At 35.1% G+C, this 13,634-nt stretch carries 14 protein-coding genes; 9 read left to right on the top strand and 5 right to left on the bottom strand.

What is annotated here, in order from left to right; all coding sequences use genetic code 11:
* The first annotated feature begins 45 nt into the window (after positions 1–45).
* Positions 46–1,692, top strand: a complete 1,647-nt coding sequence (locus P0Y62_08585) for an alkaline phosphatase family protein (protein WEK71610.1) — start codon at positions 46–48, stop codon at positions 1,690–1,692.
* Positions 1,693–1,743: 51 nt separating this feature from the next.
* Here P0Y62_08585 and P0Y62_08580 read toward each other — a convergent pair whose 3' ends face one another.
* Together P0Y62_08580 and P0Y62_08575 are read right to left on the bottom strand one after the other, a co-directional pair.
* Entirely contained in the window at positions 1,744–2,877 is a 1,134-nt protein-coding gene (locus P0Y62_08580) for a tetratricopeptide repeat protein (GenBank protein ID WEK71609.1), read from the bottom strand.
* Entirely contained in the window at positions 2,874–4,457 is a 1,584-nt protein-coding gene (locus P0Y62_08575; GenBank protein ID WEK71608.1) for an AraC family transcriptional regulator, read from the bottom strand. The genes P0Y62_08580 and P0Y62_08575 overlap by 4 nt, the downstream gene beginning before the upstream one ends.
* Before the next feature lie 247 nt (positions 4,458–4,704).
* Here P0Y62_08575 and P0Y62_08570 point away from each other — a divergent pair, with 247 nt between their 5' ends.
* Together P0Y62_08570 and P0Y62_08565 are read left to right on the top strand one after the other, a co-directional pair.
* The gene (locus P0Y62_08570) at positions 4,705–5,781 is read left to right on the top strand and encodes a T9SS type A sorting domain-containing protein (protein WEK71607.1); all 1,077 of its coding nucleotides are present in this window, start codon (positions 4,705–4,707) and stop codon (positions 5,779–5,781) included.
* A 269-nt stretch (positions 5,782–6,050) separates the two neighbouring features.
* Positions 6,051–7,364, top strand: a complete 1,314-nt coding sequence (locus tag P0Y62_08565; GenBank protein WEK71606.1) for a T9SS type A sorting domain-containing protein — start codon at positions 6,051–6,053, stop codon at positions 7,362–7,364.
* Positions 7,365–7,434: 70 nt separating this feature from the next.
* Here P0Y62_08565 and P0Y62_08560 read toward each other — a convergent pair whose 3' ends face one another.
* From P0Y62_08560 to nadE, 3 genes are read right to left on the bottom strand one after another with little or no spacing between them, the layout of a single operon-like run.
* Complete coding sequence (locus P0Y62_08560; GenBank protein WEK71605.1) at positions 7,435–7,746, bottom strand: barstar family protein; 312 nt, start codon at positions 7,744–7,746, stop codon at positions 7,435–7,437.
* A 21-nt stretch (positions 7,747–7,767) separates the two neighbouring features.
* On the bottom strand, positions 7,768–8,271 hold the full coding sequence (locus tag P0Y62_08555; protein WEK71604.1) for a ribonuclease domain-containing protein: 504 nt from the start codon (positions 8,269–8,271) through the stop codon (positions 7,768–7,770).
* Between the two features lie 27 nt (positions 8,272–8,298).
* Entirely contained in the window at positions 8,299–9,093 is a 795-nt protein-coding gene (gene nadE, locus P0Y62_08550) for an NAD(+) synthase (GenBank protein ID WEK71603.1), read from the bottom strand.
* A gap of 195 nt (positions 9,094–9,288) precedes the next feature.
* On the opposite strand from nadE, the gene P0Y62_08545 reads away from it, so the two are divergent.
* From P0Y62_08545 to P0Y62_08520, 6 genes are all read left to right on the top strand, one after another.
* Positions 9,289–10,266 (top strand): gliding motility protein GldB, encoded by a 978-nt coding sequence (locus tag P0Y62_08545; protein ID WEK71602.1) that lies wholly within the window; start codon positions 9,289–9,291, stop codon positions 10,264–10,266.
* Positions 10,267–10,293: 27 nt separating this feature from the next.
* On the top strand, positions 10,294–10,620 hold the full coding sequence (gldC, locus tag P0Y62_08540) for a gliding motility protein GldC (GenBank protein ID WEK71601.1): 327 nt from the start codon (positions 10,294–10,296) through the stop codon (positions 10,618–10,620).
* Between the two features lie 122 nt (positions 10,621–10,742).
* Positions 10,743–11,882: a cystathionine gamma-synthase gene (locus P0Y62_08535; GenBank protein ID WEK71600.1), complete on the top strand. Its 1,140-nt coding sequence runs from the start codon at positions 10,743–10,745 to the stop codon at positions 11,880–11,882.
* Between the two features lie 126 nt (positions 11,883–12,008).
* On the top strand, positions 12,009–12,488 hold the full coding sequence (locus P0Y62_08530) for a nuclear transport factor 2 family protein (GenBank protein WEK71599.1): 480 nt from the start codon (positions 12,009–12,011) through the stop codon (positions 12,486–12,488).
* Between the two features lie 5 nt (positions 12,489–12,493).
* Entirely contained in the window at positions 12,494–12,943 is a 450-nt protein-coding gene (locus tag P0Y62_08525) for a GNAT family N-acetyltransferase (GenBank protein ID WEK71598.1), read from the top strand.
* Between the two features lie 75 nt (positions 12,944–13,018).
* Positions 13,019–13,522 (top strand): DinB family protein, encoded by a 504-nt coding sequence (locus P0Y62_08520; protein WEK71597.1) that lies wholly within the window; start codon positions 13,019–13,021, stop codon positions 13,520–13,522.
* The last annotated feature ends 112 nt before the right edge of the window (positions 13,523–13,634 follow it).

The raw sequence follows: 13,634 nt of genomic DNA, 5'->3' as shown, positions 1-13,634 counted from the left end.
AAATTTTCAAAACCCGTAAATTTGTTCACAATAAAATTTTACTGAATGTTTAGGAAAATTTCGATTGCGGCGGTTACTTTTTTATCCGTTTTTACAATCAATGCGCAGAAGAACAAAAATTCACAGTTAGAAAGACCGAAACTGGTAGTCGGTTTGGTGGTAGATCAAATGAGGTGGGATTACCTGTATCGTTTTTACAATAAATACGGTAATGACGGTTTCAAAAGATTATTGGGAACAGGATATTCTCTAAATAATGTACATATTCCGTATGTTCCTACTGTTACGGCTTTAGGACATACTTGTATTTATACGGGTTCGGTTCCGGCAATTCACGGGATTGCAGGGAATGACTGGACGGATAAAGAAACGGGGCAAAATGTATATTGTACAACAGACGAAAGTGTAAAACCGGTAGGAACCACGAATGCAAAAATAGGAAGTCACTCTCCAAAAAATCTTTGGTCGACTACCGTTACAGACGAACTGAGACTGGCAACCAATTTTCAGGGAAAAGTAATCGGAGTTTCTTTAAAAGACCGTGCATCTATTCTTCCGGCAGGTCACAATCCGAACGGAGCGTTCTGGTTTGACGATTCTTCAGGTAATTTTATCACGAGTACTTGGTATATGAATGATTTGCCGCAATGGGTGAAATCGTTCAACTCTCAAAATTTACCGGATAAATTGGTAGAAAATGGCTGGAATACTTTACTTCCGATCAGTCAGTATACGGAAAGTTCGCCGGACAATTCTTCCTGGGAAGGGCTATTAGGAAGTGCAAAAACACCTACTTTTCCTTACAGTAATTTAGCTGCTGATTATAAAGCAAAAAAAGATAATATCCGTTACACACCTTTCGGAAATACGCTGACTTTGAAATTGGCAGAAGCTTCTGTGGAAGGTGAAAAATTAGGAGGAGATGATATTACGGATTTTTTAGCGATCAATTTGGCTTCAACAGATTATGCAGGTCATAAGTTTGGCCCGAATTCTATTGAAGTTGAGGACGTGTATTTAAGATTAGATCAGGATTTGGCTCAGTTTTTCAATTATTTGGATTCAAAAGTTGGAAAAGGACAATATACGGTTTTCCTTTCCGCAGATCATGGAGGAGCACATTCTGTAGGATTTTTGCAGGAGCATAAAATTGCGACAGGTTTCTTTGGGGAAGGAATGGAAAAAAATATCAATGAAAAACTGAAAGAGAAATTCGGAGTAGATAAATTGATTAATGCCGTAGATAATTATCAGGTTTATTTTGACAGGAAATTACTGAAAGATAATAAGCTTGAGTTAGATGATGTAAGAGATTTTGCAATCAAAGAATTGGAAAAAGATCCTACTGTACTGTATGCGGTTTCTGTGACTGAAGTTCAGGAAGCTACGATACCGGAGCCTATCAAGCAGAGAATTATCAATGGAATCAACAGGCAGAGAAGTGGAGATATTCAGCTAATCTCTCATGATTCTATGCTGCCTCCGTATGCAAAAACCGGAACTACACACAGCGTTTGGAATTCTTATGATTCACATATTCCGTTAATTTTTATGGGATGGGGAATTCAGCATGGAGAGAGCAGTAAGCCTTATTATATGACTGATATTGCTCCTACAGTTTCGTCTTTACTGAAAATTCAGTTTCCTAGTGGAAATGTAGGAAATCCGATTACTGAAGCTATTGGTAAATAGATTTGTATTATAAAAAATTAAAAAGCATTCCGAAACCGGAATGCTTTTTTGTTATGAAGCACGTATAATATGCTGTATTTCTTTTTGATATCTTCTATTCTGCTTTTTTATTTTTAAGATCAGGTATATAAAAAATCCTACAATCATTAAACTTACAACACATGCAGCAATCATTAAATAGATGTAATAAGATTTGACCTCTTTATTTTTAATGGAAGTATCTTTATTATGATTGTCAATAACCTGATTGATGGAGATTAGCTCATTTTCCTTTCTTTTGAAGTTCATTTCAAAATATTTTCTATGATAGAACTGGTAAAGATCCTGTTTTCTTAAAGCCAGATAATTATCCGACATTTCTTTATAAATTCCTTCGTTGAGGACAATGTCTCCCGTGTTTTTGCTAAGATTCTCAGCTTTTTGTAACAGATTAATAGCAGTCTGATATTCATGTTTTTGCTTATGTACTTCAGACATTCCTTTCAGAGCAAAGGCTTCAAGACTTTTGGCATGGTTTTTTTGTGCGTATTCTATCGATTCTGAAAATGCCTGTTGTGCTTTTTCAATTTGATTTAAGTTCAAGTAGCAATAACCAATATTATAATATACCACGCTTACATTGGAGTAGGTGATTTTCTTTACCGGTACTTTTTCAAAATTTTGCAGAGAAATTAAGAATTTTTCGAGAGCAATTTCTGAGTTTGACTGGCTTTTGTAGATCATGCCTCGTATTGCATAGCTTCTCGCGGTTTCTACATGTTTTTCAGGGGAATCTTCAGGGAGTTTTGCTAAATAGACGTCTGCTTCGTTCAGGGTTTCAAGGCTTTTGCTGAAAAGTTCCATTTGCTGGTACTGTATCGCAACAGCAATGAGGACACTTGCCTGGTTTTTAGCATCGTTTGTTTTTTGAGAAAGCTCTTTGGCTTTTAAAATGTATTTTAAAGATTCATCAAAATTTCTCTTGGCAATATTGGCTGTGGAAAGCAGCATGTAAATCCTGATGGAAGTATTGATGTCATTATCTTTTTTTAATAGATCTTTTCCGATTTTAATACTGTTGTCCGGGTTGTCATAGATTTCATTATAGGCTTTTTTCATCAGAGAATCGCCGATAGCTTTTTGAGCATTTAAAGAAATACAAAGGCTCAGTAACAAGAACGAAAATAGTTTTATAATGAACTTCATAAAGATTTACTTTTACTGATTTCCTGAATATAAGCATTGGGCGACATTCCTGTAATCGATTTGAATACGGTTGTAAATGTACTGTGTGAAGAAAAACCCGAATATTCTGCAAGATAGCTCACCTTATAATTAAGAAAGGTAGGATTGGTTCGTAATAAATGAGCAATGTGATTGATTCTTAATTCATTAATGTATCCGTTGAAGTTCTTTTCTTTGCTGCTGTTAATGACTTCTGAAAGGTATTTTGTATTGACTTCCATTTGGGAAGAAAGTAGGGAAAGGGACATGTTTTTGTTCAAAAACCGGTCAGATTGTTCAAACTCTTCCAGCTTTTGAAGGATTTCTTCCTCTTTTTCCTTTGAAATTTTATTAGAATCTTTTTCCGGGTTCTTTTCAACAGAAGGAATTGTTTTTATAAGCGGCAGAGAAGAGGCAATTTTCTGTCTTCTTTGCTTTTCAAAAAAATCAAATTGTTTTTTTAGGTCTCTATTTTTGTTTTTAATGATAATCAGATAAATGAGTAATCCCAGAATAAGGAAGGTCAAAATCAGGGTCAACATCCAAAAGGATTGGGAATACTTCTGTTTCTGGAATTCGGTATTTTTATTCAGATTGGTCTCTACAAGCTTTACAATATACCGTATTCCTTCTTTGGTATTGGAATCTTCCTTTGTTTTTAAATCCAGGTAAAGTTTATTATACTGATGGTATTTTGCATTGTCGTGCAAGGTAAAATAATTTCTGGATAAGGATTCAAAAATTTTGATTTTTAAATTGTTAAAGGGGAGGTTTTCAATTTGCGAAAGTGCCATTTCTGATTGGGCAACTGATGTTTTATAATCCTGCTTAAAGAAATAATAGCGGGATAAGGTTTCATAAGCAAATCCTAATAAAAATGGACGGTCTTTATATTTTTCAAGACTATAAATTAAACTGTCGATCAGTTTTTTAGACTCTTCTAAACGGTTCAGTTTTATCAGGTAGGTAGAACGGAAAATCTTGTTCTCAATTTTTGTTATAATATTTTCTTCGTTGCTATTATTGATATATTGGTCACTTTTGTTGAGATATTGTAAAGCATCCTTATACTCTCTGTTGATTCCGAAGTTAAGCGCCTGAAGCTGATAAAGTTTGGCGATCGTGATTTTTAGGCGTGGATCATTACTTTTCAAAAGATGCTGATCACACAGAAGCCGGCTAATGATTTTTTTCGACTGATTATATAAATCCAGATTTTGATACTGCTCTGCAAGATTATAATCTCCAAAAGCCTGCATAAAATAGGAAAGGTTTTTCTGCTGAAAATCTTCTTTCTGTATCGAGGTGCTTACAGATTGTACATAATCTCCTTTCATGGCATAGGCCTGGGAAATGATATTTTGCAGAACTATTTTGTGCTCAATATTCTGATCACTGAGAAGAAGGCTTTGTGAATAGCTAATACAGTCATCCGGATTTTGATACAGTTTCTGAAATGCTTTATCTGCCAGAATAGAAAAGTCGGGACCAGACTGTCCGTTTGTAACAATGGACCAAAAAATGAGAAGTAATAATAAAAGGTTCCCTTTGTTTTTCGGCATTTTTAAGGCAAGTAAACTATTTTTTATACTGCTATAAACAATCTTTCCTGAAACTATCTTCAATAGAGTTAAAATTTATTTTGTTGATTATTAAGTTGTTGAGATTTTGATTTTTTTGAATTTCACGAATTGTAAAAGACAACATCTTTTAAACGGATAAATATAATATTAATATTGTTTCATCAATTTAAAATATATTAAAAATCTTAATTTAATACATATTATGAAGAAAAATTATTTTCTTTTTTTGAAGTTACTCGCATTCTTTCCGATGTTCATTGGAGCACAGGTGAGTCTCCCATATACTGAAAACTTTGGAGGCACTACGACGCAATCTCAATGGGATTATTCCAATGCTGCGGTAATTGTTGTTGAAAACACATCCGTAGATTCTCCGAATGGAGGAACTGGCGGAAGTTTAATGTATAACTTTTATAACAGTTCAGGACTTTCTACCTATAATGTTAAATCTCCGATTTTAAATAACCCTACGAATGGGCAGGTTGGAGTTTCATTTCAATTCGCAGCCGCAAACCGATATACTATGCCTGTGGCTCTTCAGACGGTTTTTGCAGATGATCATATTTTATTAGAATATTCAACCGATGGAGGGCAAACTTTTACGCTGGCTCATAATTATGAAATAGGGCAAACTGGGGAATTAAACACGGGAGGAACAATTCCATCTTTTTTCACTCCAACGGCCAGTCAATGGGTTACCAAAAACATACTTTTACCAGCCGGGACAAACAGGGTAAATTTTAAAGGAGTAAAAAATAATATAAATCAGGCTGGAAATTTTGCTTTTTTAGATCATGTAATTTTTCAGATATGTGACGGAAGCACTCTTGCGCCTACAGGGAATTCTGTTCAGAACTTTTGTTCATCACAGACTCTGGCAGATCTTATCGTTGGAGGTTCTGGTATAAAATGGTATAGTGCTGCCACGGGCGGAAATTTACTTCCTAGCACAACGCTGTTGGTGAACGGTACAACGTATTATGCTGCTCAGGTTGTGGGAGCTTGCGAGAGCAGTGCTCGTTTAGCAGTTACGGTAAATTCTTCAGGCTGTTTATCAACAAGTGAAGCGTCTAGTAATAATGATCTTGGTTTTTATCCGAATCCGGTAACGAACATACTTTATTTTAAGGGAAATGAAAAAATTGAGAAAGCTGAAATTTATAATATGGTTGGCCAAAAAGTGAAATCCTTTAACCCTATGGATCATCAGATTAATGTATCATCTTTGTTAAGTGGAGATTATATTCTGCAATATTCTGTAAAAGGGGGTAAACTACAGAATTATAAATTCATAAAAAAATAATAGAATTAAACAGGTTCTACTGAGTATCCTAATGATTTAGGTTTGTAAATTTCTCTTTGTTTTTAAAAGAAATAAAAATTGTTTTGTGTCTTTATAAATAATCATTTTGAAAATAAGTTCAAAATGTCTTAAATTTATATTGTTGATTATTAGTGCTTTATTGTTTTGTCTCTTTTGAATTTCACGAATTGTAAAAGACAATTTCTTTTAATTGGGTAAATATAATATTAATATTGCTCTCACCAATTCAAATATTAAATATAAAAAGCATGAAAAAAATTTACAATCTTTCAATTAAAGTATTGGCGGGTTATTGTTTGCTGAACTTTGGAATGATAAAAGCTCAGCTTACCGTAATGGGACTTGGAAATTACACAGTAGGTGCAGTTTCTGATAATGGAGTGGTGAGTATGCATACAAGTGCGGGAGCAATTTATAAATGGACCGCTGCAGGCGGACTTGTGCAGATAGGATCACTTACAAACGGTTATCCTGCTGCAGGTAGAACGGTCGTTTCTAATGACGGGACCAAAATTGCATCTTCAATGACGAATGCTGCGACAGGTTTTAATGAAATAGCAACCTATGATGTAACTACTTCTACATGGGTAAACAGAGGAGGATTGGTTCCTACAGGTTGGGACGGATCGGTGAGTTCTACCTGGGGAATGAGTTTGAATGGAACAACCATTGTCGGTTTAGGATGGCTTACTGCGGCTACAGCACATGCTGTGAAATGGGATGCAACAAATGGAGTGGTAGATCTGGGAAGTATAGTTTCAGGAAGAAGCTCAAGAGCGAATGCGGTGAACACTGATGGAACTGTCATTGTTGGTTGGCAGGATGAGCCCACAGGAACGAGAAGCGGGGCAAGATGGGTAAATGGAGTAGAAAGTTTTATTACAGATGGTAGCGGAAATAATCTGGGGGAAGCCGGAGCAGTTTCTGCGGATGGAAATACAGTCATAGGTTCGGCATTGCCTAATCCTTATGTTTGGAATACAACATCGGGAGTAACATATATAACACATCCAAATTCCTCGGTCTTCTTCAGGGGTGGTGCCACAGGAATATCTGCCAATGGAACAACTGTAGTAGGGTATTTCAGGGCGTTTTCAGCACCTCCAATGTCTGGAGAAGGCTTTATTTGGACGGCGGCAAACGGGCGTATTAATTTAAATGATTATGCAACATCATTAGGAATTGCAACAAATGGGGTGACAATGGGATTGCCTTTGGCGATTTCTCAGGACGGGAAAAAGATTGCAGGAACAGGATTAAATGCATCCGGACAGATTGTAGGTTTCTATTTAGATCTTACACAGTATTTATCAGTGAAAGATCATGTAAAAGATAACAATGAAGTAGGAGTTTATCCAAATCCGGTAACCAGTATCCTTTATTTTAAAGGAAATAAAAAAATTGATAAAGCTGAAATTTATAATATGGTCGGGCAAAAAGTGAAAACATTCAATTCGGTAGATAACCAGGTTGACGTATCGTCTTTATTAAGTGGAGATTACCTATTGCGATATTCTGTTGAGGGGGGAAAACAACAGAGTTATAAATTCATAAAGCAATAGTTAAATTAGACAGATTAACTTCATGTCCTAGACCAAACAACTCGCAGAGCAATCTGCGAGTTTTGTTATATTATATTTCCTCTTCGTTGATTTCTTCTTCATCGTCTTCGTACTGCTCAAGATAATAAGTGAAAGTGAAATCTTCCATCTCATCTTCGATATCTTCCAATGTGGTTAGTAAGTCTTCGAAAATTTCCAGCTGGTCAATGCTCATATTTACAAACTCTAAATGGAGGGGCATTTCCAGCTCTCCGGTAATGATATCAGACAACGCATCCAGATTTTCTCCAAAATACTCAGGAAGAGGTAGTTTTTCTTTTAATTGAGCATAGAAGTCTTCATAATCTCCTATGTCTGTAAAATCTATATATATTGTTTTCATATTTATTTTCTTTAATTTTTACTACTGCTTTTCAAAGCTCTTATAATGGTTTTTCGTCAAATAAACATCTCCGTTTTTTGTGAAAATGATACGGTCTGCCTTTCTGCTTCCGCAGTGGTAATTCACATCAGCTTCAAAGTATTTTTCTCCCTGTGGTAAAGTTCCTTCCCGGTTATTAAATTTGTCTCCACCGATTGCTCTGCCCGGCAAAACATCGCAAAGGTTTCCTTTTGAAGGATTCCAACCTTGTTTTCTGGCTTCATTTTTTGTGATATAATAATCAGGAAGCTTGTGATTTTGTTTTACATAAGAAATAACTTTTGCTTCCTCTGTGATAGAATAAATTTCACTACTGTTTTCTACTGTATTTCCCTCCTTTGCCTGAAAATCATTATGATTATTTATCGTTTTTTCCTGCTGAAGAGAATTCTTATCCTTAATAAAATGATTATAGACATACATTACAGACATTCCGAAAAGAAGTCCTAAACAGATGAAAAACAGAGGTCTTGTTTTAGCATTCATGAGCGTAAGTTTAATAAGGTTTATCTATTAATTTTCTCTCCACTCTTCCGGAATATCACAGATAGGAATAGGAACCATTTTATGTTTTGCGGCTTTATGCATTCTGTCAAAAATCATAAAGACTTCCTTATCACGGCCTTCATAATCTTCAACTGTTTTAGTGTCATATTCTTTCTGAATTTTTTCCAGTTCAGGATAAGTGGCCCCGATTTGATCTTCATCCGTTCTTTCCGCATCCCAAAGTCCGTCAGTTGGAATTGCATTCTGAATACTTTCGATAAGGCTCAGATCTTTTGCCAATTGATAAACCTCAGTTTTGTAAAGATCAGCAATCGGAGAAACATCTACACCGCCGTCTCCATATTTTGTATAAAATCCGATTCCGAAATCTTCTACTTTATTTCCTGTTCCGCAAACCAAAAGTCCGTGAAGCTGTCCGAAGTAATATAAAGTTACCATTCTGAAACGCGATCTTGTATTGGCCAAAGATAAATTGTTGCTCCATCTTCCCTCAACATGATCTTCCACACTTTTTTCAAAAGTTTCAAAAACGGGAGTCAGGTCGATTCTCTTTCCCTGTACATTCGGAAATCTTTTCTTCAGATCTTCAATATGATCCTGAGCCCGGTTTACCTGATCTTCCTTTTGTCTGATCGGCATTTCCAAAAGCAAAACTTCAAGTCCGGTCATGGCACATAAGGTAGAAACCACACCGGAATCTACACCACCGGAAACTCCAATTACATATCCTTTTACATTTGCTTTGGTGGCATAATCTTTTAGCCAGTTTACGATATGATCTATTACTTTTTGTGTCTGCATATTTTTATTATTAAAACATTACATCGTTTAAATTATTGAATTGTAAGCAGGCTGTAAAAACAGAAAGTTGTATTGATATTTATTGCTTCAAAAAACAATTTCTAGACTTAATATCCGACAACTTATCGACCTCACAATTGAATATTTTCCGATTATATTCCTTATTTTTGTGTGTTTAAAAACGATGTAAAAATAATGAAGATTTTCCGAATTGCTATACTTTCTTCCATTTTAGTTTTAAGCTTACAGTCATGTAAAAAAGAGCAGGAATCACAATGGAAAGTAGAAATTGAAAAACCGGCAGAAAAAGTGCAGGTAGTGGATATTTCTAAAATGTTTTATGATAAAAATGTTCCTCTGGAGCAGTTTAAAACTCAGTTTCCCTGGTTTCAGGGAACGGTGTCTGATGAAGATTTTTCGAAAAGAAGAACAGATGCCAATGAAATTAAAATTTATAATGAAGCGATACATAAAATAGATGTGAACAAGCTTCAGACTGAACTTCAGGAATTATTTTCACACATAAAATACTATTTTCCGAAATTTAAGAGTCCGAAAGTATACTTATTTTCGTCTGCATTGCAAATGATTCAGGATCCGATTATTTATGATGAAAAAAGCGGTTTTTTATTCATAGATATTACAGGATTTATGGGAGATGGGAATCCTAATTATAAAGGATTGGAGCTGTATTTCCAAAAGTCGATGAACCCGGCTAATATTGTGCCTAAAGTTTCGCAGATTTTTGCGGAAAATATTGTGACAGCTTCAACGGGACAGAAATTTGTAGATCAGCTGATTCTGAATGGGAAAATTATGACACTTCAGGATGCCTTCTTACCTGATTTTCCGGATTATCTTAAAATGAATTACACCCAAAAACAATATGACTGGGCAGTTACCAACGAAGCCAATATCTGGAATTATTTTGTAGAGAGTAATTTAGTGTTCAGTGATGATCCTAGATTGGTAGAGCGTTTTATTTCTTCCGGACCATTCTCAAAATTTTATACTGAAATAGATAACGAATCTTCTCCCCAGATTGGTATTTTTACCGGATGGCAGATTTGTAAATCTTATTTAAAACAAAATCCGGAAACTAAATTATTGGATTTCTTAAAAATGGATGCACAAACCATTTTCAATCAATCAGGATATAAACCTAAAAATTAACTAAAAAGAATTAGAAAAATAGAAAGAATGAGAAAGACTCAGATTACGATAGATGTAGAATTGGATGAAAACCATATTCCCGAAACCATTACCTGGAATGCGCAGGACGGAGGAATCGAAAAAGAGGAAACCAAAGCAACCATGATTTCCGTTTGGGACGAGAAAGCAATGGAAGCATTAAGAATTGATCTGTGGACAAAAGAAATGCCTGTGGATCAAATGAAAATGTTTATTCATCAGGTCTTAGTTTCTCTTGGAAACACTTATCAAAGAGCTACGGGAGAAGAAGATGTGGCACAATGGATTGAGGAGATGGCAGAAGAATTTGCAATCAAGTCTGCAATTAAAATGTAAAAAGGCTTTTAGCAATTGGCAATTGGCTTTTTGTTAAAGGTGTTCAGCAAATAATAATAGAATTTTGGCAGGTTAGTTGTAAAGCTAAATGCCAAAATCAATAAGCTAAAAAGCAAAATATTATGAATTTTAATACAAAAGTTATACACGGAGGACAACACCACGAATCTGCTACAGGTTCTGTAAATGTTCCTGTATTTTTAACGTCTACATTCGCACAAAAAAGTCCGGGAGTACACTCCGGGTATGAATATTCAAGAGCTGCAAATCCTACAAGACAGGCTTTGGAAGACTCTTTGGCAAGCATTGAAAATGGAGCAAGAGGATTGGCTTTTGGTTCAGGTTTAGCTGCCATCGACTGTGTTTTAAAATTATTAAATCCAGGTGATGAGGTAATTGCAGTAGATGATTTATACGGAGGAACCTACAGAATGTTCACCAGACTTTTTGAAAAATACCAGTTGAAATTTACGTTCGTGAATTTTGATGATGCCTCAAAAATTGCTGATGTTATTACCGATAAAACGAAATTGATCTGGGTTGAAACTCCGACAAATCCATTAATGAAGTTGGTAGATATTAAAGCGGTTGTTGAGGTTGCAAAAGGAAAAGATATTTTGGTTGCAGTGGATAACACATTTGCAACACCCTATCTTCAGAGACCGATTGATTTGGGAGCAGACATCGTAATGCACTCTGCAACCAAATATTTAGGTGGTCATTCTGATGTTATTGCAGGAGCTTTGATCGCAAAAGATGCTGAATTGGGAGATAAGCTTCACTTCATCCAGTTTGCAAGTGGTGGTATTTTAGGACCTCACGATTCTTATTTGGTATTGAGAGGAATTAAAACCTTGGCTTTAAGAGTTCAGAGACACTCTGAAAACGGAATGGCGGTAGCAAAATATTTAGAGTCTCATCCTGCAGTAGACAAAGTAATTTATCCAGGACTGGAATCTCACCCACAGTATGAGTTGGCAAAATCTCAGATGAAAGATTTCGGAGGTATGGTTTCTTTCACTTTCAAATCTGGTAAAAAAGAAGATGCGATCAGGTTCTTAGAAAAAGTAAAAGTTTTCACGTTGGCAGAATCTCTTGGTGGAGTAGAATCTTTGGCGAATCATCCTGCTTTGATGACTCACGCTTCTATTCCTGCTGAAAAACGCGCCGAATTAGGAATTACTGATGACCTGGTTCGTTTAAGTGTTGGAATTGAAGATGCAGAAGACCTTATTGCAGATTTGGAAAAAGCTTTTTCTTAATTAAATAAAAGTTTACACATTGTCATTCTGAATGCAGCGAAGCATAGTGAAGAATCTGTTACTCTTAAAAGAGATTCTTCCTGACGTCAGAATGACAGAGTGTTGAAAATATCTAAATAAAACATCATGAGAAAGATTCAGATTATATTGCTATTGATTTTAGGTCAAATTACATATTCTCAGGTAAAAAATACTGATGAATTGTATAAAACGGCAAAAAAATTAGACAGTTTGATATTCGATATCGGATTCAATAAATGTGATCTTTCTCATTATGATTCTATCGTGAGTGACGATCTGGAGTTTTACCACGATAAAGGCGGAATCACTTCCGGAAAAGCAGCTTTTATAGCTTCAATTAAAAATAATATTTGCGGTGGACCGAATAAGGTAAAACGAGAGTTGATTCCAAACAGCATGAAAGTATATCCTTTGTACAACAATAATACCTTATATGCTTTTATTCAGGAAGGAGAACATGATTTTGCCGAATTTTATAAAGGAAAATGGAACAAAGGAAGCCGTGCAAAATTTACTATTCTTTGGATTTTAGACGGAAAAGACTGGAGAATGAAACGTGTGCTTAGTTATGATCATCATTTATAACAAATATGAAAAATACTAGAAAAGCTACCATTCAGGACCTGCAGCAATTGGCCGAATTGTTTGATCAGTACAGAATTTTTTATCATAAAGATTCCGATATTCCGGCAGCCGAAAAATTTTTAACAGAAAGAATTCAAACCAAAGATTCTGAAATCTTTGTTGCTGAAAATGAAGGAAAGCTGATTGGCTTTGTTCAATTATATCCATTGTTTTCATCAACGAGAATGAAACGGTATTGGCTCTTGAATGATTTATACATCAATGAATATTATCGTGGAAAAGGCTTTTCAAAAGAATTGATTGAAGAGGCTAAAGAATTGGCAAGATTAACTGATGCCGCAGGAATTCTTCTTGAAACAGGAAAATCCAACACTATCGGGAATCAATTATATCCAGGTTGTGGCTTCGAAATTTATGATGAAGTAAACTTCTACGAATGGACAAATCATTCATAAATCATAAATGATTAAAACTTTAGCTGTGATCAATTACCGGCTATCATTTATATTAATAACTTATAACTAAAAAACATGACTGATTTTCAAAAATATGTTCAGAGGTATTTAGACAATATTCCATCCGAAGACTGGTTGGGAGAATTAAAAAAATCGGGAGAAAAAACAGTTGAAATTTATTCAAATCTTACAGAAGACCAATCGCTTTTTGCCTATGCAGAAGGAAAATGGACTTTGAAAGAATTGCTTTTGCATTTGTCGGATTGTGAAAGAGTTTTTCAATACAGAATTTTAGCTTTCGCAAGAGGTGATCAAAACGAATTGCCAGGTTTTGATGAAGAATTGTATGCTGATCAATCTTTTGCAAACGTAAGAAGTTTAGAATCTCTGTTGGAAGAGTTTCAATTGGTGAGAAAATCTTCACAAATTTTACTGAAAACATTGAATCCGTCAGTTTTAAATAATATCGGAACAGCTAACGGAAATCAGATTTCTGTACAAACCATCGGTAAACTGATTGTCGGTCACAATTATCATCACCTGAATATTATTGAGGAAAGATATTTGCCGAATTTGTAAATGAGAAATATTTTAATTGTTATCGATAGGAACGGGCTTTAGCCCGTTTTCAATTTTAATACAATTCCATTGGCTTTAGCCAAAACTTAAGAAAGAATTTATATTTTTGGCA

Origin of the sequence: Candidatus Chryseobacterium colombiense, assembly GCA_029203185.1 — a bacterium.
In the GTDB taxonomy this organism is placed as follows: Bacteria; Bacteroidota; Bacteroidia; order Flavobacteriales; family Weeksellaceae; genus Chryseobacterium; species Chryseobacterium colombiense.
The sequence above is the reverse complement of the archived record's forward strand: the minus strand, read 5'-3'. Positions and strand labels throughout refer to the sequence as shown.